Genomic DNA, 20,380 nt, shown 5'->3' with positions numbered 1-20,380 from the left:
CAGTTAGGCGCACCTTACTTAGCCGGGCGGCACTCTCAGTTGGTCAACCCCTGCCCCCGCGCGGAACAATGCGGAGCGGGGCTGCTATGTGGGACTACTATGCCCATCGTAGTGGCTTCGATCACGTTCAAGCACCGCTGCCAGGCAGCTCCGTCAAACGCGGCAACCCACGCATCGCCCGCCATCGGTGGCGTGACGGGCGATAACCGGCCTAAACGGCGGGAACGATGAGGCTGACGGTTTCCAGGTGATGGGTGTGGGGGTACAGGTCAAAGGCCCTCAATGACTCCAAGCGCCAACCCCCTTGCTGGAAGTAACCCAGATCACGTGCAAAAGAAGCCGGATCACAGGACACATAGGCAATTGCCCTGGGATGTGAGGCCATGAGTTGGTTTACCACTGCTTTTCCAGCACCCACGCGCGGTGGGTCCAGGACGAGGGAATCGAAGTTCCGTGGTCGCTGGTGCAATACCCGCTCCACTCGTCCCTGCACGATCTCGACATGGGATTCTCCGTGCAGGTTCTTGCGCGCATCACGGCTGGTGCCAGGTGATCCTTCAACGGACAAAACCGAACCGGTAACGCCCACCGCATCAGCCAAAGGCGCAGTAAACAGGCCGGCACCGGCATAGAGGTCGGCCACCGCCGCACCGGGTTGGAGATACCCGCCGCCTGCGAGGTAGCCCGTCACCGCGTCCACCAGGGTGTCCGGCGCGTCCTTATGAATCTGCCAGAACCCTTCGCCCGTCACACGGTATTCATGCCCTGCCGCCGATTCCTGCACCCAAGTCCTCCCCCGAAGCTGCAGCACCTGGCCCTTGCCGGGATCGAAGCTGGCTACGGAGACATCATGCGGCAACTGCGAAAGGACGCTGTGCAGCCGCTTGGGACTGGTCGTTTCCTCCGGCGCCAGCAACACCAGCGGCCGGGAGCCATTGGCAGGTGTCGCCACTTCCACGCGCGCTATCCCGCTGAGATCGAGGTCCCACAACTTGAGGTCGTTGATTCCGGGGAGTGCCAACGGCATCTCCCGGATCGGCACCACGACGTCGGAACGGTGGGCATGCATACCCAGCCGCCCCTTGGAGGTCACGGCAAAGCTGGCGCGCGTACGCCAGCCGAGTCCGCCGTCGTCGTTGGCACCTACGCCCTCAACCTCGACCGCAAGGTCCAGGCCGGCGAGTCTCTTGAGCTGCTCCGACAACACTTCAGCCTTCAGGGCGCGCTGCCGCTGCAGGGAAATGTGGCCGAGCTCGGCACCTCCCACGGGCGGATTTCCATGCCGCCAGGCCGCCAGCGAATCTGCCGGCTTCCAGAAGTGCGGCACGCGGTCCGGCGAGGCTTCCAGGACCTCCACGACGTCGGCACGCCAGAAGCGCGACGAGTCGCCGGAGTCGGTCAACCGGATCCGGACCCTCTCCCCCGGAATGCCGTGGCGTACGAAGATGACGCGGCCCTCATGGCGTGCGACGAAATGCCCGCCATGCGCGATGGGGCCAACGTCAACGGTCAGTTCGGTGCCGGCTGTACCTTGGCCTCCGCTGTTGTCAGTATGGGGTGAAATGCTGTGGGAGGTCATTGGGTATCCTGCAGTGCCTTTGCTTCTTCGGAGGACTTCAGCTGCCACGGAACGCTGGCAACCATGACTCCAGGTTCAAAGTGGAGCCGCGTCTTGATTCTGAGGGCCGTCTGGTTGTGGACCAACTGCTCCCACCATTTGCCCACGACATACTCAGGGATGTACACCACGATCAAGTCGCGGGGAGAGTCGCGTCTCATGTTCTTGATGTACTCCATGATGGGAGTCACGGTCTCACGGTAGGGGCTGGCCAGCACGGTGAGGGGTACTGGAATTTCCAGCTTCTCCCAATCCCGGACGGTATGTTCTGTCTCTTCGGAGTTGATATCCACGGTGACCGCGTCGAGTCGCGAAGGCCGCGACGCCCGGGCGTAGGCCAGGGCACGCAATACAGGCTTGCGGACGTGGGACACAAGCAAAACGGCGTGCACCCGGGTGGGCAATGCGCGTGGCGATGAATCCTCGTCAACTGCCAACTCCTTGGCAACATTGTCATAGTGCGCCCGGATACTCCACATGATGAGGAACAGCACGAACATGGCCAGGAGTGCGATCCAGGCACCTTGCTCGAACTTGGTGATGAGGACGATGACCAAGACCAACCCCGTCATGCCGAAGCCCACCATGTTGATGGTCCGGGACTTGATGATCCTGCGGCGTACCGACTTGTCCCTGGCCAGTTTCAGTTCCCGGCCCCAGTGGCGGACCATGCCGAGTTGGCTGGCGGTGAAGGAAATGAAGACACCCACGATGTACAGCTGGATGAGCTTGGTGACGTCGGCGTTGAACGAAAGGATGAGGACCAGCGCTCCGGCAGCCAGGGCCAGTACGCCGTTGCTGAAGGCCAACCTGTCGCCGCGGGTTCGGAGCTGGCGGGGCAGGTAGCCGTCCTGCGCCAGGATGGATCCCAGCACGGGGAAGCCGTTGAAGGCAGTGTTGGAAGCGAAGACAAGGATGACGCCGGTGGCGGCCACCACCACGTAAAAGGGAATGGAACCTGCCCCAAAAATGGTGTCTGCGATCTGGCTGATGGCCGGGTTCTGGATATAGCCCTCGGGCAACGGCTTGCCGTCAAGAAGGAATTCCTTGGCGGGATCCAGAACAATGTGGACCTTGGTGGCGTTGGCGAGGTAAAGGATGCCGGCCAGCATGGCCGCCGCGATCGCGCCCAGCAACAGCAGGGTTGTGGCAGCATTCTTGCTCTTGGGCTTCTGGAAATTGGGCACCCCGTTGCTGATCGCCTCCACACCCGTCAATGCCGCGGCGCCCGAGGAAAAGGCACGCAGCAACAGGAATGCACCGGCAAGTCCAACAAGGCCTTCATCGAAGCCGGCCTCGGGCACGATGGTGAAGTTGGCGGATGGCGCCTGGCCAAGTTGTCCCGTCAGCGCCTGGAAGATGCCCACAAGGGTCATGCCCAGGATGGACGCCATGAAGATATAGGTGGGAACGGCGAAGACCGTGCCGGCCTCCTTGATGCCCCGCAGGTTGACCAGGGCGAGAATGATCACGCCCACAGTCGCAATCATCGCCTGTTGGCCGTGCAATGAAGGGATCGCCGTGGTGAGGTAGGCGGCTGCGGAGGACATCGATACCGCAACGGTCAGGACGTAGTCCACCAAGAGCGCGGAAGCAACGGTGAGCCCGGCATATTTGCCCAGGTTGACGTTGGCGATCTCGTAGTCGCCCCCGCCCGATGGGTAGGCGTGCACATTCTGCCGATAGGAGGCAACCACTGTGAGCAAAACCACCATCACGGCCAAGCCGACGAACGGGGAGAAGGCCACGGCGCTGACACCGGCGAGAGCCAGGGTCAACAGGATTTCATCCGGCGCGTAGGCCACTGAAGACAGGGCGTCCGAGGCGAAGATCGGCAAAGCGATGCGTTTGGGCAAGAGGGTGTGGGATAAGCGGTCATTCCGGACTGGCCGGCCCACAACCACACGCTTCGCAGCATTCAGTATTGTCAACACTTTCGCAAAACTACTCTGAATCCCCGGCGATGTCATGACGGCGGTCGCCGCCTTACGTCCGCCGCACCGGTAAAGTCATACGCAGCGGCACGGTAAACACACATAAGGAGACACGGTGGCTCACTTCGTGATCATGGGTTGCGGCCGTGTTGGCGCAACCCTGGCACACACTTTGGAAGACGCCGGCCATTCGGTGGCCATCATCGACCAGGACGAGCGGGCGTTCCGTCGGCTTCGCAACACGTTTACCGGCCGCAAGGTCACTGGCGTAGGTTTCGACAGGGACACGCTCAAGCAGGGCCGGAGTGGAAGAGGCTTACGCCTTCGCCGCAGTTTCCAGTGGTGACAATTCCAATATCCTGGCCACCCGGGTAGCACGTGAGACATTCCATGTGGCACACGTCGTGGCCCGTATTTACGATCCCGGACGCGCCGAAATTTACCAACGCCTCGGCATTCCCACCGTGGCTGCCGTGCGGTGGAGCGCCGACCAGGTCCTCAGGCGCATACTTCCCGAACAGCATCTCGCCGGCGATTACCGGGAGCCATCAGGGCGGCTCGTCCTGGCAGAAGTGGACCTGCATGAAGGATGGATTGGCCACAGCCTGATGTCCATTGAAGCTGCCGCGGGCATTCGTATAGCCTTCCTGACGCGTTTTGGTGAAGGCCTCCTGCCCCTGCCGGGCACGGCGTACCAGGAAGGCGATACCGTCCACGCAATGTTGAGCCTGGACAGGACCTCGGAGATCAGCCGGGTCCTCGCCAAAGCACCGGCCAAGGAGTCTTAGTGAAAGTTGTCATCGTTGGCGCAGGCAGCGTCGGCTCGTCCATTGCCCGTGAGCTCCTGGCCCACAACCATCAAATCCTGCTCATCGACCTCAAGCCTGAAGTCATTGGCCGCAGCGGCCTTCGGGGTGCGCGCTGGCTGGTGGGCGATGCCTGCGAACTCAGTACGCTGCAGGACGCCAAACTTGAGGATGCCGACGTCGTGGTTTCAGCGACGGGTGATGACAAAGTGAACCTGGTGGTTTCCTTGCTGGCCAAGACGGAATTCGCTGTGGGCCGCACTGTTGGGCGCGTCAACAACCCCAAGAACGACTGGATGTTCAACGACTCGTGGGGTGTGGACGTCGCCGTCAACACTCCCCAGCTCATGACTGCCCTGGTTGAGGAAGCCGTAGAAATCGGCGATATCGTCCGGCTGTTGACCTTGCAGACCGGCGTCGCCTCGATCGTGGAATTTACCGTTCCGCACGATTCCCACGTCATTGGCAGCACAGTGGGCGCCATTGAGTGGCCGGAAGACGCCACCCTGGTAGCCATCCTGCGCGACCAGGCACCCATCACCCCAAGCCGGGACGATGTCCTCGATGGTGGCGACGAACTGTTCTTCGTCACCACCATCCAGGCAGAGGACGGCCTGCGGGCACTGTTGTCGCCGGCGTCGATGGCAGGCCAGGGACCCCGCGACGGCGATGCCGGCGTTGCGGATCAGGCCGAGGACGACGGCTTCGACGGCTGAGGTGCCGGCTTGGTCACAAGCCAGGCCACCCAAAGGCCAAGGATGTACAGCGGTGCACCCATGAGGAGCCGGGTAGTCGCCAACGCCGTCAAGCCTGGTTCACCCAAGAAGTACAGGGGTACCTGCACCACCAGCCGCAGCGCAAGCACGGCCACAACTATCCAGGTACCAAGCTGGTACGCCCGCAGGCGTTCGGGATCCTTGCGCCATTCGAGACCCTCGTTGCGGACGAATCCGAACAGCAACCCTGCAATGGGCCATTTGAGGACGATGGAAAGTACCATGCCCGCGATATAGGCAATGTTGGTGAAGAAGCCGAGAACGTAGAAGTCCTCGGCCTTCCCTGTGGTGTTGGCCAACCAGGCAGAAATCCCGACGCCGACCACACCGGCAAGTGCCTGCGTCAACGGGCGTCGTTGGATCAGGCGGACAACAGTGAAGATTGCTGCCGTCGCCAACGCCGCGACCAGGGAAACCGTCAAGTCCCGGCTTATGGTGAAGGCCACGAGGAAAACGAGGCCCGGCAGGATACTCTCCGCGATGCCTTGCACTCCCCCGGCAGACTTCAACATGTCTACATGGCCGGCACTGTTGCGCTGAAGCCCTGCCTTTTCTGCATAGCCCGCAGCCAACTCCGCCACCCCCGGGGTTTCGGCTGCCGGGGTCTTGGCTGACCCAGTGGCCGGGGTCTCACTCGTGCCTGGCGTAGGCTGCGCGGAATCCTTCGGCTCTGATCCGTTGGCCACGGTCATAGGTGCTCCTGACGGGAAAGTATTTCGTAGCGTGGATTGAACATCGCAGGCAAGCCGTCCAGTTGCGTCACCATGCCGTTCAGGCGCAGCTCAACTCCTGCTTCAATCCCAGGTACACGGTTCCTGCCCAACCAGATGACGCGCAACCGCGCATAGGGCCTTTTCACTCCCCCGCCACCAACCGACGGCTGGAAACTGTGCTCCAACGCGTCCACCACCACTGCTGAAAAGAAGGGTTGCTCACTTGGCGGCTGATGCGTGACGGACTCGATGAACCCAGTGCAGGTGGCCCTGCCGCGGGAAGGGAGATCACGGATAGCGACTTGCTGGGACTGCTGGCTGGACGGTCCTGTAGAGCCGGGCGTATCAGCCAATCTGGGTGATCTCCGGTCCCCGCTCCGGCTGCTGCATGGCAGGCCCGGCCTGCTGCGCATCGGGATCGGGAACCTGGGCTTGGGCTGGGGCTTGGGCGGCAGCGTCCTTGGGCAGGCGCAGCTGCAGCAGTTCCCGCGGCGGCATCGGGTTGTCGCCGCGGACAACAACGACGCGCCGGAAAAGCTCCTCCAGGGCGGCGGCGGCCTCCCGGTCCAGTGCGGCTTCGCCACCGAGGACTCCACGCAGGAACCACCGGGGGCCGTCCACGCCCATGAAGCGGGCGGCGCGGAAACCCCGGCTGCCGTCAGTAGCTTCCGCGGGAAGCTTGGCGATGAGCTCTGTGCCAAACGTTCCGGATACTTCTTCCGTCTCGCCTCCCTGGCTGGCTACGGATTGGCCGATCTGCTCGCGGATCTCGTCCCACAGGCCCTCCGAACGCGGAGCGGCGAACGCCTGGAGCTGAAGGCTTGAGCCAGCCAGGTCCATGGTCACTGCCACCACGCGCTGGGTAGCTTCTTCCACTTCCAGCCGCAGCTGGAGTCCGTCGGCAGGTGCGATCAGCAGTGCGCCGAGATCCACATATCCGTCGCGGTCCTCGATCTCATCGATGTCCCAGGGACCTTTGCCAAGCCGGAAATCACCCTTGGTACCGGATGCGCCGGTTGTAGGGGCTGTTGCCTCAACGGCGTCGTTTTCCTCGACGGTGCCAGCGGTTTCCAGCCGCTCGGCCTTGGACTTTTTGCCGCGCCCAAAAAGCATTGGGTTGTCTCCTTAGTAGTGGTCTATCCCCAAGTAAACCGCAACCCCGTGGGTTATCAGGCCACCGGTGCGTTGAATCCGCCAGTGGAACCAAAGCCGCCCGTGCCGCGGGCGGAGTCGGATAGATCATCAACCATCACGAAGCGCGCGTACTCGACGCGCTGAATCACCATTTGGGCAATTCTATCGCCGCGCTTGAGCTCAATGGCGTGGTTCAGGTCAGTGTTCAACAAGGTGACCGCGATTTCGCCGCGGTAACCTGCGTCCACAGTCCCGGGTGCATTGACAACGGTGAGGCCATGTTTGGTGGCGAGCCCGGACCGCGGGTGGATCAGTGCCACAAAGCCATCCGGGAGGGCAATCGAAACGCCCGTAGGAACCAATTTCCGTTCACCCGGGGCAAGTTTCACGTCCTCGCGGGCCCGCAGGTCCGCGCCGGCATCGCCCGGGTGCGCGTAGGACGGTGCTTCCAGCCCGGCGTCGAGCATTTTCAGCTGAACGTCCAAAGTGGGCGCGCCATACGCTGCGGTGGTGTCATTACTGAATACTGCGGTCTCGTTGCTCACAGTGGACCATTCTACGTGGGGCACATCCCTGCGGGCACTCCGGGCAGATAGCCGGCCCAAGGGCCGATAAGCTGGACCCATGCCTACGCCTGACCAGTCCGTCCCCATGCCTGCCCGGAACAGTCCCTCCGCCTCCCAGGTGCTGTTCACCGAGAAATTATGGCCGACCATCTGGATCTGGGTTGTCGTCGTGGGCCTCTCGAGCGCCGGAATCCTGATGTTCGCACCCATCAGTGCCGCCGCGGGTATCACGGCCGCCCTGGTGCTTCTGGCCGTCATGACCACCCTGCTGGTGGTTTCAACACCCACCATCACCGTTACGCGGGACAGCCTTAGGGTGGGACGGGCCACTATCGACCGTAAATTCGTCGGCAGCGTCGAGGCCTTCAAAAAAGAGGCGGCCACCGCCGAACGTGGAACCCGCCTCAATGGCCTCGCCTACATGTGCTTCCGCGGGTGGATCGATGCCGTCGTGAAAATCGAGATCACCGATCCCGCCGATCGAACACCCTACTGGCTGGTGTCTTCGCGCCGCCCGGACGAACTCGTCGCTGCGCTGGGCGCGCGCTAGCTGCTAGCTCTCACATTCCGTGCAGTACAGGTGCCCGTTCCTCTCAGCTGCAATCTGGGAGCGGTGCTTCACAAGGAAGCAGTTGTAGCACGTGAATTCGTCAGGCTGTGGTGGCATGACTTGAATAAGGAGCTCTTCTCCGGAGAGGTCCGCTCCGGGGAGCTCGAAGCCATCGGCAAGATCGGTCTCATCGACATCCACCGCAGAGGATTGCTTCCCCGACTGGCGCGTCTTGAGTTCCTCAATCGAGTCCTCGCTGACGTCTTCCTCGGTCTTTCGAGGGGCATCGTAATCCGTGGCCATGGTCCTTCTTCGTCCTGTCGTACTTGCTCCGGGTAGGATTCCGGCCTGGCGGATTTCCTGCCCGCCGCCGGTCTAAGGGTGTAACGCCGGACGCCCCGGATTTGTGCCCGATATCGGCCAGATTGTCCTCCCCTGTCCAGCGATTGTCCAGAGGCAGCAATTTGAGCTCGGATTGCAGGGACGGAACCAGCCGGTAATCTGCCATTTTCGCCGGAATATCACGGCACGCCCTTTGTCCTAGTAGGAAAAGGGCAATGGGGGTGGCAGAGTTTCGAATGTCAGTTAGCCATGTGGTGGAGGGTGTTATGCAGGATCTACGGCTGGTAGGCGTCCACGACGACGGCGGGCATCTGCTCCTGAGCGGACCCGGCGGTGCGATGTTCCAGCTTCCGATCGACGAGGCACTTCGTGCCGCGACGAGCAGGACCCCCGCACAGGTTGCTGCGCGGGCGTCAAACACCCCGATTGCCATGTCCCCCAGGGATATTCAGTCCAGAATCCGCAGTGGAGCGACGGCGGCCGAGGTAGCGGAGTTGTCCGGGCTGCCCCTTGCCAACGTGCGACGTTACGAGGGCCCCGTCCTGGCCGAGCGTGAGTACGTTGCGCAGCAGGCCAGGAACATTGAAGTAGCTTCCCCGGCCCCGGGCCAGGACATCTATCGTTCCGCCTTTGGCGACAATCCAGCGACACTCGGCGAAATGGTAGCCCACCGCCTGTCCGCGCACGGCATCGATTCTTCAACGGTTGAATGGGACTCGTGGCGCCGTTCGGATGGTTCCTGGACCGTCGTCGCGCGCTTTGAGGCGGTCCCCGGTACGCACGGCAGCATCGGCGAGGAGCCGCCCGCGATGTGGACGTTCAGTCCGCAGCGGAAATCCCTGCAGAACGCCAACCGCTGGGCCCAGCAGCTCAGTGAACTGGAGCCACTGGACGGGCCCCGTTCCTACGCGCCGGCTTGCCGCTGTCTCGGATCGTCCTTTCGACTTTGAGACGGACGCCGAAACCGCGGCACGCGCGTCTGCGAAAGAGTCCGACAGCCTCTTGGAAATGCTCCGCTCACGCCGCGGGCAGCGCCTGGGCGTGGACGAGGACGGCGATGACGCTCTGGCCGTCCTGCTCAGCAACGTCCCTGCAGCCCACCCGCGTTCAGCCGGTGAAGATCAACACCCGGCCGAGGAACCCGCCGCAGATCAACCGGAACCGGAAGCTTCTCCCGTGGCCGAGCCTGCGCGGAAGGACGGACGCCCGTCCATGCTGTCCCGGCTTAGCCTCGCGCCCCGGAACCATGACTCAAACGACGACGACTCCCTGAAGCTCCACGATGGCGTCAGCACGGAAACACGGGAAATCACCGTTGTGGCCAGCCCACTGAGGCCCGTGACGTCCTTAACCGACCGCAAGCCGGGGGCGGCCGGCGCTCATGATCCCAGGGATGCGGATCGAATTGATTCCGGGGCCAGCCAAACGCAACGGGCAGGGTTGGACGAACTGCTTGGCGGCGCCACGACCCCGCAAACACAGTCCGATCGTGCTGTCTCGCGTACAGAGCCAGCCGCGCAGGACAAGGCAAGCGTTGAGGCCGGGGACCATAACACCCACAAGGATGCTGAGGCACCCGTAGAGCGCCAGCCCTCCCGTCCAAAGCGGTCAAGCATCCCCAGTTGGGACGAGATCGTCTTCGGCGCCCGCGGCGACTAGCACCCAGCGCGGCGACTAGCATCCAGCGCGGCGACCAGCACCTAGCTTGGCTTCAGGCCGGAGCCAGTGCCGGAGCCCGCTCCGGGCCACAGGCAGGCATCGACGTCGAACGGCAGAGTTTGGTCTCCGCCGGCCATCAGGTTGGCCCCGTGGGCTGTCACGCGGCGCATGTAATGGCGTCGGCACAACGTCTCATAGCCAACCACCGGTTCATGGCCGGCAGCTTCCCCTGTCCGAACTTCATTGCTCATGGCCTGGGCGTCGCCGGCGGTCTGGGGAGCAACATCGCCAACCATGACCTGGTCCCCTTCCACCACCATGATGCCGTCCACGGTTCGGGCATTTTGAGTTGCCCGGCGCCCGCACCAGCACAGTGCCTCGACCCGTAGCACCTGTACTTTGTCAGCGAGTTCGATCAGACGTTGGGAGCCGGGAAACAGGGTGGTTCGAAAGTCCGAGGTGATCCCGAAGGCGAAGACGTCCACCTCCATCTCATCCACCAGGCGTGCCAGTTGCTCCACCTGGGCAGCGGAATAGAACTGGGCTTCATCGCAGATCAGATAGTCCACACGGAGCCCACTGGTCCGGCGTACAACCACTTCGTCCCAGAAGTCCGTGTCCGCACGGACTTCAACGGCGTCTGTCCGGAGGCCCAACCTGCTGGAAATCGTCGAATCACCTGCGCGGTCGTTGCAGCTGAAACGTACCCCGCCCCTGCCCCGCGCGCGGTGGTTGTAGTCCATTTGCAAAGCCAAGGTGGACTTACCGCAGTCCATGGTGCCCGAGAAGAAGACGAGTTCAGCCACGTTTGCCCTTTTTGCCGGCCGCCGGGAAGCAAAGGAATGGCACTTCGCGCTCCGCCTTCGTCAAGGAACCATGTTGGCCGACGACTTCCAACGATGCCGGACGGACCCTGCGGGTGTCGTAAAGGGCAAGGGTATCCCGGGCGGCGATCATGACATCGCCGATGCGCGGCGCCACCTCCGGCTGGACGTCACCGAACAACCCGGCGCCTACCGCCTGCTCACGGGTGAAAGCCCAGATACGTTCGCCAAACCTTGCCCGCCAGGCAGAGATCAGTAGCTCGCGCTGGGTTTCAGGAAGGCCGGGCTCAAGGTAGAGATGCACCATGCGGGGCTCGCCTGCAGTGTGGCGGACCCCGGCGACGAGTGAGGCATCAGCTGAGAAGTCAATCCGCTGGGACTCGGGAACGTCCAGCATTCCGTGATCCCCGGTCAGCACGATAGTGGTTCCCGGGGGCAGCGTCGCGGACAGTCTCTTGACGGTGGAGTCGAGCTCTTCAAGTTGGTGTTCCCAGCGGTCGGACTGGCAGCCGTAGCGGTGACCGGCTTTGTCCAACTCGTTGACGTAGAAGTACATCAGGGATGGGCCGCCGCCGGACATTGCCTCTGCTGCGGCGGCTGTGCGCGCATGCAGGCTTGTGCCGCCTACGAAACGGCTGCCCCGGAGGGCTGCTTGGGTCATGGGGGAATTGCCGAACTGCGGGAGGCTCACGGTAACGACGTCGGCTTCGGCACCAATGCGTTCGAACACGGTAGCGTGCGGCTGCCAAAGCGCAGGGTCCACGTGGGCGTCCCAGTTGCCAAGCAGGTTCACTACTTTGTCCTGGGAAGGATCCAGGACGTCATAGCCCACCATGCCGTGCTGCCCGGCAGGAAGCCCTGTGCCCAGGCTGGCGAGGGAAGCCGCTGTGGTGCTTGGAAAAGCGGAATCAATCCAGTTGGGGACGCTGCCCTGTCCGCTGGACAGGATGGACCGCAGGAATGGTGTGTGCGAAGCCTTCTGTTTGAGCAGGCTGCGGCCCAGCCCGTCGGCGAGGACTACACAGACACGCTGCGCGGCAGGCAGGTGAAGCTGGTTGGCAAATCCGGGGATGCCCATGCTCGCGGCCGCACTGGTGAAGACTTCGGCGATCGATCTGCTCCCAAAGAGCGGGGGCGAAGGGAGGTCCAGGGCCGGCGTCGTACCGGACGTTGGCTGCGTGTGCTCCTGTGCAGTCACCCTCAACGCTGGTGTCCGCGGCTCAAGCGGTTGCTGAAGACCCCCGAACGTGGCCGCGGCGCGGGGATGCCGGTGTGTGGGACGGGTGTGGGATTTGCCGTGTTCACGGCACGAAGGGCGCGTGCGAAGACCTTGGCATCCTGGACCGCTTGGAGGCCGTCCGCTTCGGCACTGATGCGCAGGACGATGTCCTCCTGGGCGATGGTTCCGCTGTAGCCGTGGTCCGCTTCGCACTGTGGATCACCGCAGCTTGCCGGGCCCATGTCCAGGCGCTGCCCGCCGGACCAGGCAATGGACACCGTCATTTCCCGAACGGGATCCGACGGCTTGTAGTCCTGCGGCTGCGAATACATGTAGCTGAGGACCACGGAACGGATCTGTGCCACGGGTACGGACTCCGTGGAAATCTGCGCGACGATCTGCTCCCCGGCTTCATCCAGTTGCTGATCGTCAACGTGGGTGATCACCAGCATGTCTTCGGTGAGCACCAGCACTGTGATGTGGCGGCGAACCTCGGCGCGATCGAAGTGCGTCTCAAGGTGCACCAGGTGTGACAGGCAGTCGCGGCCATCCAAGGCGTCATCCACGACGTCGGCCACCAGCCGGGGGTAGAAACCAGCCTGTTGCAGCGCCTGGTCCAGGCTCTGTCCCTGCAAGCTGTGGTTATGGGCGCTGTGGTGCCCGGCGTTGGACGGACGGGACTGAGGCGTCGGAGACTGGGTGCTCATTCCCCCATTTTCACAGATCCACTGGGGACTTCCTAACTGCGTGCCCGGCCACTGGGCCTGTCGCCGGCGTGCAGGAAGCGCCTAGCCGCGCATTGCCCTGCGAGCGCTGTCGGTGCGCCTGGCCGCGTTACCGATCCACACATCGGCACCCAGAATCGTTGCACCTTCAGGGCCTCCGAGCACAGGGTTGAACTCCACCAGGGCAATTCCGGGGTGGTCATCCTTGAGTTTGGCCAGCCTGGCGGCGATGTCCTCAAGAGCAGGAACATCCACGGCGGGAAGCCCCTGATAGCCGAACAGTTTCCTCGAAGCCCGCGGTGAGCGGATGAGGTCGTGCAGGTCTGCCGCGGACAACGGGGGTACCCGGTGTGCCCAATCGTCCAGCAGATTCACTGCGTCCCCTGCCAAGCCGAAAGAAACCACTGGACCCAGCAAGGGGTCCTCCATTGCGCGGAAGGTGCACGCCTGGCCTACCGGGGCCATTGCCTGGACTTCGAGGGACGGCGAACCGTAGGGTTCCAGTGCCCGCTTCATTTGCGCGATGTTCTGCAGCAAGGACTCTGCATCCTGGATGTCCAGCCGGACGCCGCCCAGGTCCAGGCGGTGCCTCAGGGTGGGGTCAGTGGTCTTCAGAACCACTGGCCAGCCCACGCGTTCGGCTGCTTCAACAGCTTCCTCCGGCGTCCCGAAGCCGATTGTCGGCACCACGGCGATACCGTAGCCGGCGAGTAGTTCCGCGGCAGCACCGGCGTCGAGCTTGCGGAGTTTCTCGCCCGTCACGCCGGTCAGCATCCTGGCCAGTGTTGCCTTGGTCCCTTCGACGTCGCAGCCACCGGGCTCGACGAAAAGACCTTGGTCGCGATCCAGCCATTGGGCGTAGCGGACGATCGCGGCCATGGCACTGACTGCGGCGCCTGCATTGGAATAGCAGGGCAGTAACGGACCATCGGAGCCGCCTACCATTCCTTCCACGGGGATGGAGGGGTCGAGTATGCCTGTGAATACAGCCACCACGGGCTTGCCGGCCTCTGCCGCACATTCGGCCAGGACACCGGCGAGCGCTTCTACCGTGAGTCCGCGTGCAGGCAGGAGTGCAGCCACGATGGCGTTGACGGATTCGTCCGCGAGGCTTGCCTGCAGGCTTGCCCGTAGCGCTGGAAGGGCGATTGACATGCCGGCGTCGAGGTCGACGTCCGTTACCAACCGGTTGACATCCAGCCCAAGGGGCCCGGCACTGTCAGCGACGACTTTCGCCAAGGCAACTGAATTGGAGTAGACAGCCAGGCCGGGGCCTGCGGGCAATGCCTGGGAGGAGACGATCTGGGCGATGTCCATCAATTGCTCAATGGTTCCCACCCTGATGACCCCTGCCTGCCTCATCATTGCGTCCACTGCTGCGGCGGGTGCTTGGGTGGTCCGGACTTCATGTCCGGGCGGAAGGCGGAGGCCCGTGACGTCGGATTTGGCGACGATCACCGGTTTGCTCCGGGACAACCTGCGGGCAAGCCGGGAGAATTTACGGGGATTCCCGATTGACTCCAGGTAGAGCCCTACGGCGGAAGTATCGGCGTCGTCCTCCCAGTACTGCATGGCGTCGTTGCCCGAGACATCTGCGCGGTTCCCGGAGGAGAGAAATGTGGACAGGCCCAACCGGCGCCGCCTGGCCGCGGCATAGACGGCCACGCCCACGGCCGCTGACTGGCTGAAAAGGCCCAGGCCTCCTCGGGGCGGCATGCTCGGCGCCATGGAGGCGTTGAGGGATACGGCTGGATGGGTGTTCAGTATTCCCAGTGACTCCGGCCCGATAACCCGCATGCCATTGGCCCGGGCGCGCCGCACCAACTCGTGCTGGCGCGCGAGGCCCCTTTCGCCGTCGTCGGCAAATCCGGCGGTTGCCACCACGATGCCCTTGACGCCTGCTGCTGCGCAGTCGTCCACTACTTTGGGCACTTCCTCGTAAGGCACTGCGATGATCGCCAGTTGAACGGGCCCGGGGATTTCCGATAAGCGGGCAAAGGAGATCATGCCGGCGAGCTCGAAGGCCTCAGGGTTCACCGCATAGACCGGACCCTCAAAGCCACCCTCAATAATGTGTTCCAGGAGTTGGTAGCCTACTGTCCCCCATTTGCGGCTGGCACCGATCACCGCCACCGACGACGGCGCCAGCAGGTCGCGCACGCTGCGGGCCTCTGCGCGGTGTTCGCGGGACTCCATCACCGCCCGCGATTTTTCGGTGGGGTCGATATTGAACTCGACGCTCACAACGCCGTCGTCAAACCCGCGCTTGAGGTCATAGCCGGCATCGGCGAACACCATGAGCATCTTGCGGTTTTCGGGGAGGACCTCGGCGATGAACCGACGAATACCGTTCTCGCGGGCGGCTGCGGCTAGATGCTCCAGGAGGATTGAGCCAATGCCGCGGCCTTGATGGGCGTCTGAAATGTTGAAGGCCACCTCGGCTTCGTCGGGGTCCTCCAGCCGGTCGTAGCGGCCCACTCCCATGATTTCGCCACCGATCGTGATGACGAACGCCACCCGGTTCACATGGTCGACTTCAGTGAAGCGCCGCACTTCTTTTCCGGACAGTTTGGGCTTGAAGGAGAAAAACCGCATGTAGATGGAAGCCTGGGATTGACCGGCGTGGAAGGCCTGCAGGGCATCTGCGTCCTGGGGGCGGATGGGGCGGAGATGGGCTGTCCCGCCGTCACGCAGGACGACATCGGCCTCCCAATATTCCGGATAAATGCCGACGCCGGGCTGATCCACCATAGGCTTAGCCTAGCTAAAACATCCGCAGTACATCTTTAAGGATCCACCGACCCCATGGCCCGCAGCCAAACTCCCGCACGCAAAGGCGAGCCTCTCGGCGATTTCACCGAGAACATCGTCGACATCGACGTCACTTCCGAGATGGAGGGCTCCTTCCTGGAGTACGCCTACTCGGTGATCTATTCGCGAGCCCTTCCTGACGCACGTGATGGCCTCAAACCGGTTCAGCGCCGCATCCTCTACATGATGGCGGACATGGGCTTGCGCCCGGACCGGGGCCACGTCAAGAGTGCGCGCGTCGTGGGCGAAGTCATGGGAAAACTCCACCCGCATGGCGATGCCGCGATCTATGACGCCATGGTCCGCATGGCCCAGGACTTTTCCCTGCGCCTGCCGTTGATCGATGGCCACGGTAACTTTGGATCGCTCGACGACGGTCCTGCCGCCCCGCGTTACACCGAGGCGCGCCTGGCAGCGGCTGCGCTGACCATGACGGACCACCTCGACGAAGACGTTGTGGATTTCGTCCCCAACTACGACAACCAGTTGACTCAGCCTGACGTCCTTCCGGCAGCGTTTCCCAACTTGTTGGTCAACGGCACTACGGGCATTGCAGTCGGCATGGCGACGAACATGGCTCCGCACAACCTCGTTGAGGTCATTGCCGCCGCACGCCATCTGATCGCGAATCCGGACGCCACTCTGGATGACATCATGAAGTACGTTCCGGGCCCGGACCTTCCCACGGGTGGCCGCATCGTGGGCCTGGACGGCATCCGCGATGCCTATGCCACGGGGCCGCGGTTCCTTCAAGACGCGCGCCAAGGTGGAAGTGGAGCAGCTGTCTGCCCGCCGGACCGGCCTGGTGGTGACCGAGCTGCCTTACATGGTTGGCCCGGAAAAGGTCATCGAAAAGATCAAGGACGCCGTCAACGCCAAGAAGTTGACCGGCATCAGCGACGTCGTGGACCTCACGGACCGCAACCATGGCCTGCGGCTGGTCATTGAGCTGAAGAACGGCTTCAACCCCAACGCCGTCCTTCAGCAGCTGTACCGCTATTCGCCCATGGAAGATTCGTTCGGCATCAACAATGTCACCTTGGTTGACGGCCAGCCGCAGACTCTTGGCCTGCTGCAGCTCCTGCAGGTTTACGTGGACCACCGTCTCAATGTGGTTCGACGTCGGACGGCTTTCCGGCTGGGCAAGAAGAAGGACCGCCTGCACCTGGTGGAAGGCCTGCTGATCGCGATCGTCGATATCGACGAAGTCATCCAGATCATTCGTTCCTCCGATGAAGCTTCCGCAGCCCGTGAGCGGCTGATGTCCATCTATGACCTCACCGAGATCCAGGCCAACTACATCCTGGAACTGCGCCTGCGGCAGCTGACCAAGTACTCCCGCCTTGAATTGGAGAAGGAGCAGGACGAGCTGCGCCGCGAGATCGAAGCCCTGGAGGCCATCCTTGGCTCCGACGAGCTGCTCCGGGACCTCGTCTCGGGTGAGCTGGCCGAAATCGCCACGAAGTACGGTACTCCCCGGCGCACCGTGCTCCTGGAGTCCGAGGCAGTCTCCCCCACTGTCGCCGCAGCCCTTGCCGCTGCGGTACCTGGACCCAAGGGCAAGGCCGCGGCCCTTCCGTTGGAAATCCCGGACGACCCCTGCTGGGCCCTCCTCAGCGTGTCGGGACAGATCGCACGGACAACCAACCAGGAACCGCTGGCCGAGGCTGGTCCGCGGGCGAAGCACGACGTCTTCCGTTCAGTGGTGAAGACCACGGCCCGTGGTGAGATCGGCGCCGTCACTTCCCTGGGCCGGATGTTGCGCCTGCAGGTCATGGATATGCCCGCCTTGCCCCCTGTCGGCGGCCTTCCAAACCTGGCCGGTGGAGTGCCGGCCAAGGACTTCATCACTCTGGTCAAGGGCGAGACGTTGGTTGCGTTGGTTCCGCTGGATGCCATTCTTGCCGTTGGTACCGTGCAGGGCGTAGTGAAGCGTGTTCAGCCGGAGTATCCGCTGAACCGTGAGGACTGGGAAATCATTTCGCTCAAGGACAAGGACACCGTTCTGGCCGTGGAACCCGCGCAGGAGGACGACGTCGAACTCGTCTTCGTGACAAAGCAGGCCCAATTGCTGCGGTTCAGTGCGTCCAACGTGCGTCCGCAGGGACGAACGGCGGGCGGTATGGCGGGGATCAAGCTCGCCGCTGGCGACGAGGTGATTCACTTCGGCACCGTGCGCACCGACGATCCTGCCGCCGTCGTGGTGACCATTGCCGGTACCAACGGCGCCCTGCCAGGCACCGCGCCCGGAACCGCGAAGGTGACGGCTTTCGACGAGTATCCCGCGAAGGGCCGGGCCACCGGCGGCGTCCGCGTCCACCGATTCCTCAAGGGTGAAGACACACTGCTCCTTGCGTGGGCCGGGCACGGACCAGCAAAGGCGTCATCGGCTGCCGGTGTAGCCAGGGCACTGCCCCACGAGCACGGCCGCAGGGACGGCTCCGGCGTGCCGCTGTCCCAGCCGGTTGAGGCGATCGGGCCGAGCATGGCCTGGGACGAAATGGCTGTGTCCACCGAGTAGGCCACCGCCGAAAATAGCGCAGGGAACAACAGCAGGGCCGGCGGTTGCAGACCGCCGGCCCTGCCTGTTGCCCTGGCTTGGCAGGCTGCCCTGTCAGGCCGTGTCCGGCTGGGTTAGCCGTTTTGGTTGATGCTCAGAATGTTTCCCTCTGAGTCCAGGAACCAGGCTGCTGCGGTTCCGTCCGGCATCGTTGCAATGCCGTTTTCAGTCTTCAGGCCTGGGAAATCGTAGTCCTCGAACTTGACACCCTTCCCGCGGAGTTCCTCCATCGTGGCGGCGACGTCACTGACCATCCAGCCCATCTGGGTATTCTTGGCGGTCCCTGCATTGGATGTTTGGTAGATGAAGAATCCGGTCCCGTCTCCGCACCTGTACTGAAGGTTGTCGTCGGCGTCTGGATTTTCTGGTTCGAGTCCGAGTTTCTCGCTGTAGTAAGCGCGGGCCCGGGCAATATCCGATGCCGGAAGAACGGCACCCACTTGCTGATCCTTGAGCATGTTTTTCTCTTTCCGACTCTCTCCCCGGAGCGAACTTTACTCCTGGGCGGCAACGAAGTCAGTGGCAAACAGACGCAGGTTTTAGCCCTTGCCTGAGATTGCCGGCGGAGACCCCTTAGACTGGCGGCATGCCGATCATCCCTGACGAAAAAGACTGGACGTGGGTGCTTTCAAAGCCCTGCCCCGAATGCGGCTTTGACGCCTCCACCGTGACGCCGTCCACGGTCCCGGGCACTGTGCTCAACATGCTTCCGAGGTGGCGCGCCGTTCTGCGCCGCGAGGACGTCGCGGTACGCCCGAATGATCACACGTGGTCGCCCTTGGAATATGCATGCCACGTGCGAGATGTCTTCAGCCTTTTCGATAAGAGGCTGAACCTGATGCTGAGTGATGACAACGCCGAATTTGCCAATTGGGACCAGGACCAAGCGGCCATCGATGGCGAATATGGACGTTCGGACCCCCGCACCGTCGCTGACGAGTTGATCGCGGAAGGGGAGCAGATCGCTGAGTCCTTCGCACGGGTGGTGCAGGATGAATGGCAGCGGACAGGGCGGCGAAGCAACGGTTCTGAATTCACCGTGCTCACGTTCTCGCAGTACTTCCTGCATGATGTTGTCCATCACCTCCACGACGTTGACGGCTAAGCGCGCCTGGCTATAGCGTCTTTTCCCACGTCATGCTCCGGTTCACCGGGCTGTATCCCATGCCGAGGTAGAGTGCCAGGGCCCCTGTCGGATTTGCAGAATCGACGTCCAAGGATGCAACGTCCATCCCGGCGGCGGTGAATCGCCGAAGGGCGTCTGCCAGCAGTGCTTGCGCTATTCCGCGGCCGCGATAAGCCCGCCGGACTCCAAGCAGCTCGGTGTAGCCCTCCTTGAAGCCGCGGACGGCTGCTGAGTCGGGATCATGGCTGGCCAGCTGATATCCAGCCACTTCACCCGTGGCGGCGTCAACCACTACGGCGCTCCAATCAGGCCTTGCCGTGGGTTCCTCAACGGTGAACCGCCAGGTCTCTTCGTCGCGTGGCTCGCTTCCCCAGTGGTCCCTGAAGGCATCGTTGTGGGCCAGGCGGACAGCCTCGTGCAGGGATGGGTCAAACGTGGATAGTTCCAGTCCGGGCTCAAGCGGTGCTGCTGGAGCAGGCATGGAAGCAGGCCCTGACAACGGCCGATGCATTTCGTTGAACCAGCGCACAATGTCATAGCCCCTGGCCCGGAGCAGCGCCGCCTGGTGCGGGTGTTGTTCTTCCGTTTGGATGCGGAGGAGGGGCCGCGCAGTACTGCGCCCTGCTGCGTTGTCGGCGTCAAACCTTCTCCGGGTCTGTGCTTCCTGCCACGCGAGCACAGCCGACCCCACGCCGCGGCGTTGCCAGTCCGGGTCTACGCAGCCCATGCCTGTGGCCTTGTCCCCTTCGGGGTTTTTTGTGATTCTTCCGTACGCGCGGGCAACTCCATCCGCATCGAATCCCAGAAGCGTGTTGGTCCCGGGATCATTTTTGGTTGACTCCAGGACGTGGACAAGGTCGCCACGCTTTTCGAACCAGACGGGATGCTCGACGGCGGCAGTCCGGGCGATCAGGTCCGCCCAGTTGCCGAGGTCCGCAGTTGTGGCAGGCCGCCACTGAAGGCCCGTTTGGCTGGCATCGGGTTGGATCAGGGGTGGAACCTCAGAAGGCATGCCAA

16 protein-coding genes and 3 pseudogenes are annotated in these 20,380 nt (G+C 63.0%); 6 read left to right on the top strand and 13 right to left on the bottom strand.

What is annotated here, in order from left to right; translation table 11 throughout:
• Positions 1-211 precede the first annotated feature (211 nt).
• Both LDP01_RS00760 and LDP01_RS00755 read right to left on the bottom strand, forming a co-directional pair.
• Positions 212-1,579 (bottom strand): class I SAM-dependent RNA methyltransferase, encoded by a 1,368-nt coding sequence (locus LDP01_RS00760; protein WP_224089622.1) that lies wholly within the window; start codon positions 1,577-1,579, stop codon positions 212-214.
• On the bottom strand, positions 1,576-3,552 hold the full coding sequence (locus LDP01_RS00755; RefSeq protein WP_224089621.1) for an APC family permease: 1,977 nt from the start codon (positions 3,550-3,552) through the stop codon (positions 1,576-1,578). The genes LDP01_RS00760 and LDP01_RS00755 overlap by 4 nt, the downstream gene beginning before the upstream one ends.
• A 115-nt stretch (positions 3,553-3,667) precedes the next feature.
• On the opposite strand from LDP01_RS00755, the pseudogene LDP01_RS00750 reads away from it, so the two are divergent.
• A pseudogene (locus LDP01_RS00750) lies at positions 3,668-4,340 on the top strand (potassium channel family protein).
• On the top strand, positions 4,340-5,074 hold the full coding sequence (locus tag LDP01_RS00745; protein ID WP_224089620.1) for a potassium channel family protein: 735 nt from the start codon (positions 4,340-4,342) through the stop codon (positions 5,072-5,074). The pseudogene LDP01_RS00750 and the gene LDP01_RS00745 overlap by 1 nt, the downstream one beginning before the upstream one ends.
• Here LDP01_RS00745 and LDP01_RS00740 read toward each other — a convergent pair.
• From LDP01_RS00740 to dut, 4 genes are read right to left on the bottom strand one after another with little or no spacing between them, the layout of a single operon-like run.
• Positions 5,044-5,826 carry a DUF3159 domain-containing protein gene (locus LDP01_RS00740; RefSeq protein WP_224089619.1) on the bottom strand — a complete coding sequence of 261 codons (783 nt, stop codon included), beginning with the start codon at positions 5,824-5,826 and terminating at the stop codon, positions 5,044-5,046. The two genes, LDP01_RS00745 and LDP01_RS00740, sit on opposite strands and share 31 nt — an antisense overlap.
• Positions 5,823-6,200 carry a hypothetical protein gene (locus LDP01_RS00735; protein ID WP_224089618.1) on the bottom strand — a complete coding sequence of 126 codons (378 nt, stop codon included), beginning with the start codon at positions 6,198-6,200 and terminating at the stop codon, positions 5,823-5,825. Before LDP01_RS00735 ends, LDP01_RS00740 begins: the two co-directional genes overlap by 4 nt.
• Positions 6,193-6,960: a DUF3710 domain-containing protein gene (locus LDP01_RS00730; protein ID WP_224089616.1), complete on the bottom strand. Its 768-nt coding sequence runs from the start codon at positions 6,958-6,960 to the stop codon at positions 6,193-6,195. Before LDP01_RS00730 ends, LDP01_RS00735 begins: the two co-directional genes overlap by 8 nt.
• Before the next feature lie 56 nt (positions 6,961-7,016).
• The gene (gene dut / locus LDP01_RS00725) at positions 7,017-7,526 is read right to left on the bottom strand and encodes a dUTP diphosphatase (RefSeq protein ID WP_224089615.1); all 510 of its coding nucleotides are present in this window, start codon (positions 7,524-7,526) and stop codon (positions 7,017-7,019) included.
• Between the two features lie 79 nt (positions 7,527-7,605).
• On the opposite strand from dut, the gene LDP01_RS00720 reads away from it, so the two are divergent.
• Positions 7,606-8,097 carry a DUF3093 domain-containing protein gene (locus LDP01_RS00720; RefSeq protein WP_497960800.1) on the top strand — a complete coding sequence of 164 codons (492 nt, stop codon included), beginning with the start codon at positions 7,606-7,608 and terminating at the stop codon, positions 8,095-8,097.
• Between the two features lie 3 nt (positions 8,098-8,100).
• Here LDP01_RS00720 and LDP01_RS00715 read toward each other — a convergent pair whose 3' ends face one another.
• Positions 8,101-8,400: a DUF4193 domain-containing protein gene (locus LDP01_RS00715; RefSeq protein WP_224089614.1), complete on the bottom strand. Its 300-nt coding sequence runs from the start codon at positions 8,398-8,400 to the stop codon at positions 8,101-8,103.
• A gap of 305 nt (positions 8,401-8,705) precedes the next feature.
• Here LDP01_RS00715 and sepH point away from each other — a divergent pair.
• Positions 8,706-10,098 (top strand): annotated as a pseudogene (gene sepH, locus LDP01_RS00710) (septation protein SepH).
• 41 nt (positions 10,099-10,139) lie between these two features.
• On the opposite strand, the gene LDP01_RS00705 reads toward sepH, so the two are convergent.
• From LDP01_RS00705 to LDP01_RS00690, 4 genes are all read right to left on the bottom strand, one after another.
• On the bottom strand, positions 10,140-10,904 hold the full coding sequence (locus LDP01_RS00705; RefSeq protein WP_224089613.1) for a thymidine kinase: 765 nt from the start codon (positions 10,902-10,904) through the stop codon (positions 10,140-10,142).
• Positions 10,897-12,126 (bottom strand): alkaline phosphatase family protein, encoded by a 1,230-nt coding sequence (locus LDP01_RS00700; protein ID WP_527249046.1) that lies wholly within the window; start codon positions 12,124-12,126, stop codon positions 10,897-10,899. Before LDP01_RS00700 ends, LDP01_RS00705 begins: the two co-directional genes overlap by 8 nt.
• Positions 12,123-12,848 (bottom strand): DUF5998 family protein, encoded by a 726-nt coding sequence (locus LDP01_RS00695; RefSeq protein WP_224089611.1) that lies wholly within the window; start codon positions 12,846-12,848, stop codon positions 12,123-12,125. Before LDP01_RS00695 ends, LDP01_RS00700 begins: the two co-directional genes overlap by 4 nt.
• Positions 12,849-12,929: 81 nt before the next feature.
• Entirely contained in the window at positions 12,930-15,617 is a 2,688-nt protein-coding gene (locus LDP01_RS00690) for a bifunctional acetate--CoA ligase family protein/GNAT family N-acetyltransferase (protein ID WP_224089610.1), read from the bottom strand.
• Between the two features lie 54 nt (positions 15,618-15,671).
• Here LDP01_RS00690 and LDP01_RS00685 point away from each other — a divergent pair.
• Positions 15,672-18,198 (top strand): annotated as a pseudogene (locus LDP01_RS00685) (DNA gyrase/topoisomerase IV subunit A).
• Between the two features lie 113 nt (positions 18,199-18,311).
• Here the strand turns inward: LDP01_RS00685 and LDP01_RS00680 are convergent.
• Positions 18,312-18,695, bottom strand: a complete 384-nt coding sequence (locus tag LDP01_RS00680; protein ID WP_224089609.1) for a VOC family protein — start codon at positions 18,693-18,695, stop codon at positions 18,312-18,314.
• A 128-nt stretch (positions 18,696-18,823) separates the two neighbouring features.
• Here LDP01_RS00680 and LDP01_RS00675 point away from each other — a divergent pair, with 128 nt between their 5' ends.
• Complete coding sequence (locus tag LDP01_RS00675) at positions 18,824-19,342, top strand: DinB family protein (RefSeq protein WP_224089607.1); 519 nt, start codon at positions 18,824-18,826, stop codon at positions 19,340-19,342.
• A gap of 10 nt (positions 19,343-19,352) precedes the next feature.
• Here the strand turns inward: LDP01_RS00675 and LDP01_RS00670 are convergent, their stop codons facing one another.
• Positions 19,353-20,375 (bottom strand): GNAT family N-acetyltransferase, encoded by a 1,023-nt coding sequence (locus LDP01_RS00670; RefSeq protein ID WP_224089605.1) that lies wholly within the window; start codon positions 20,373-20,375, stop codon positions 19,353-19,355.
• Positions 20,376-20,380: the final 5 nt, after the last annotated feature.

The organism is Arthrobacter sp. StoSoilB13 (assembly GCF_019977255.1).
GTDB lineage: Bacteria > Actinomycetota > Actinomycetes > Actinomycetales > Micrococcaceae > Arthrobacter.
This window is presented reverse-complemented; position numbering and strand designations above follow the sequence as displayed.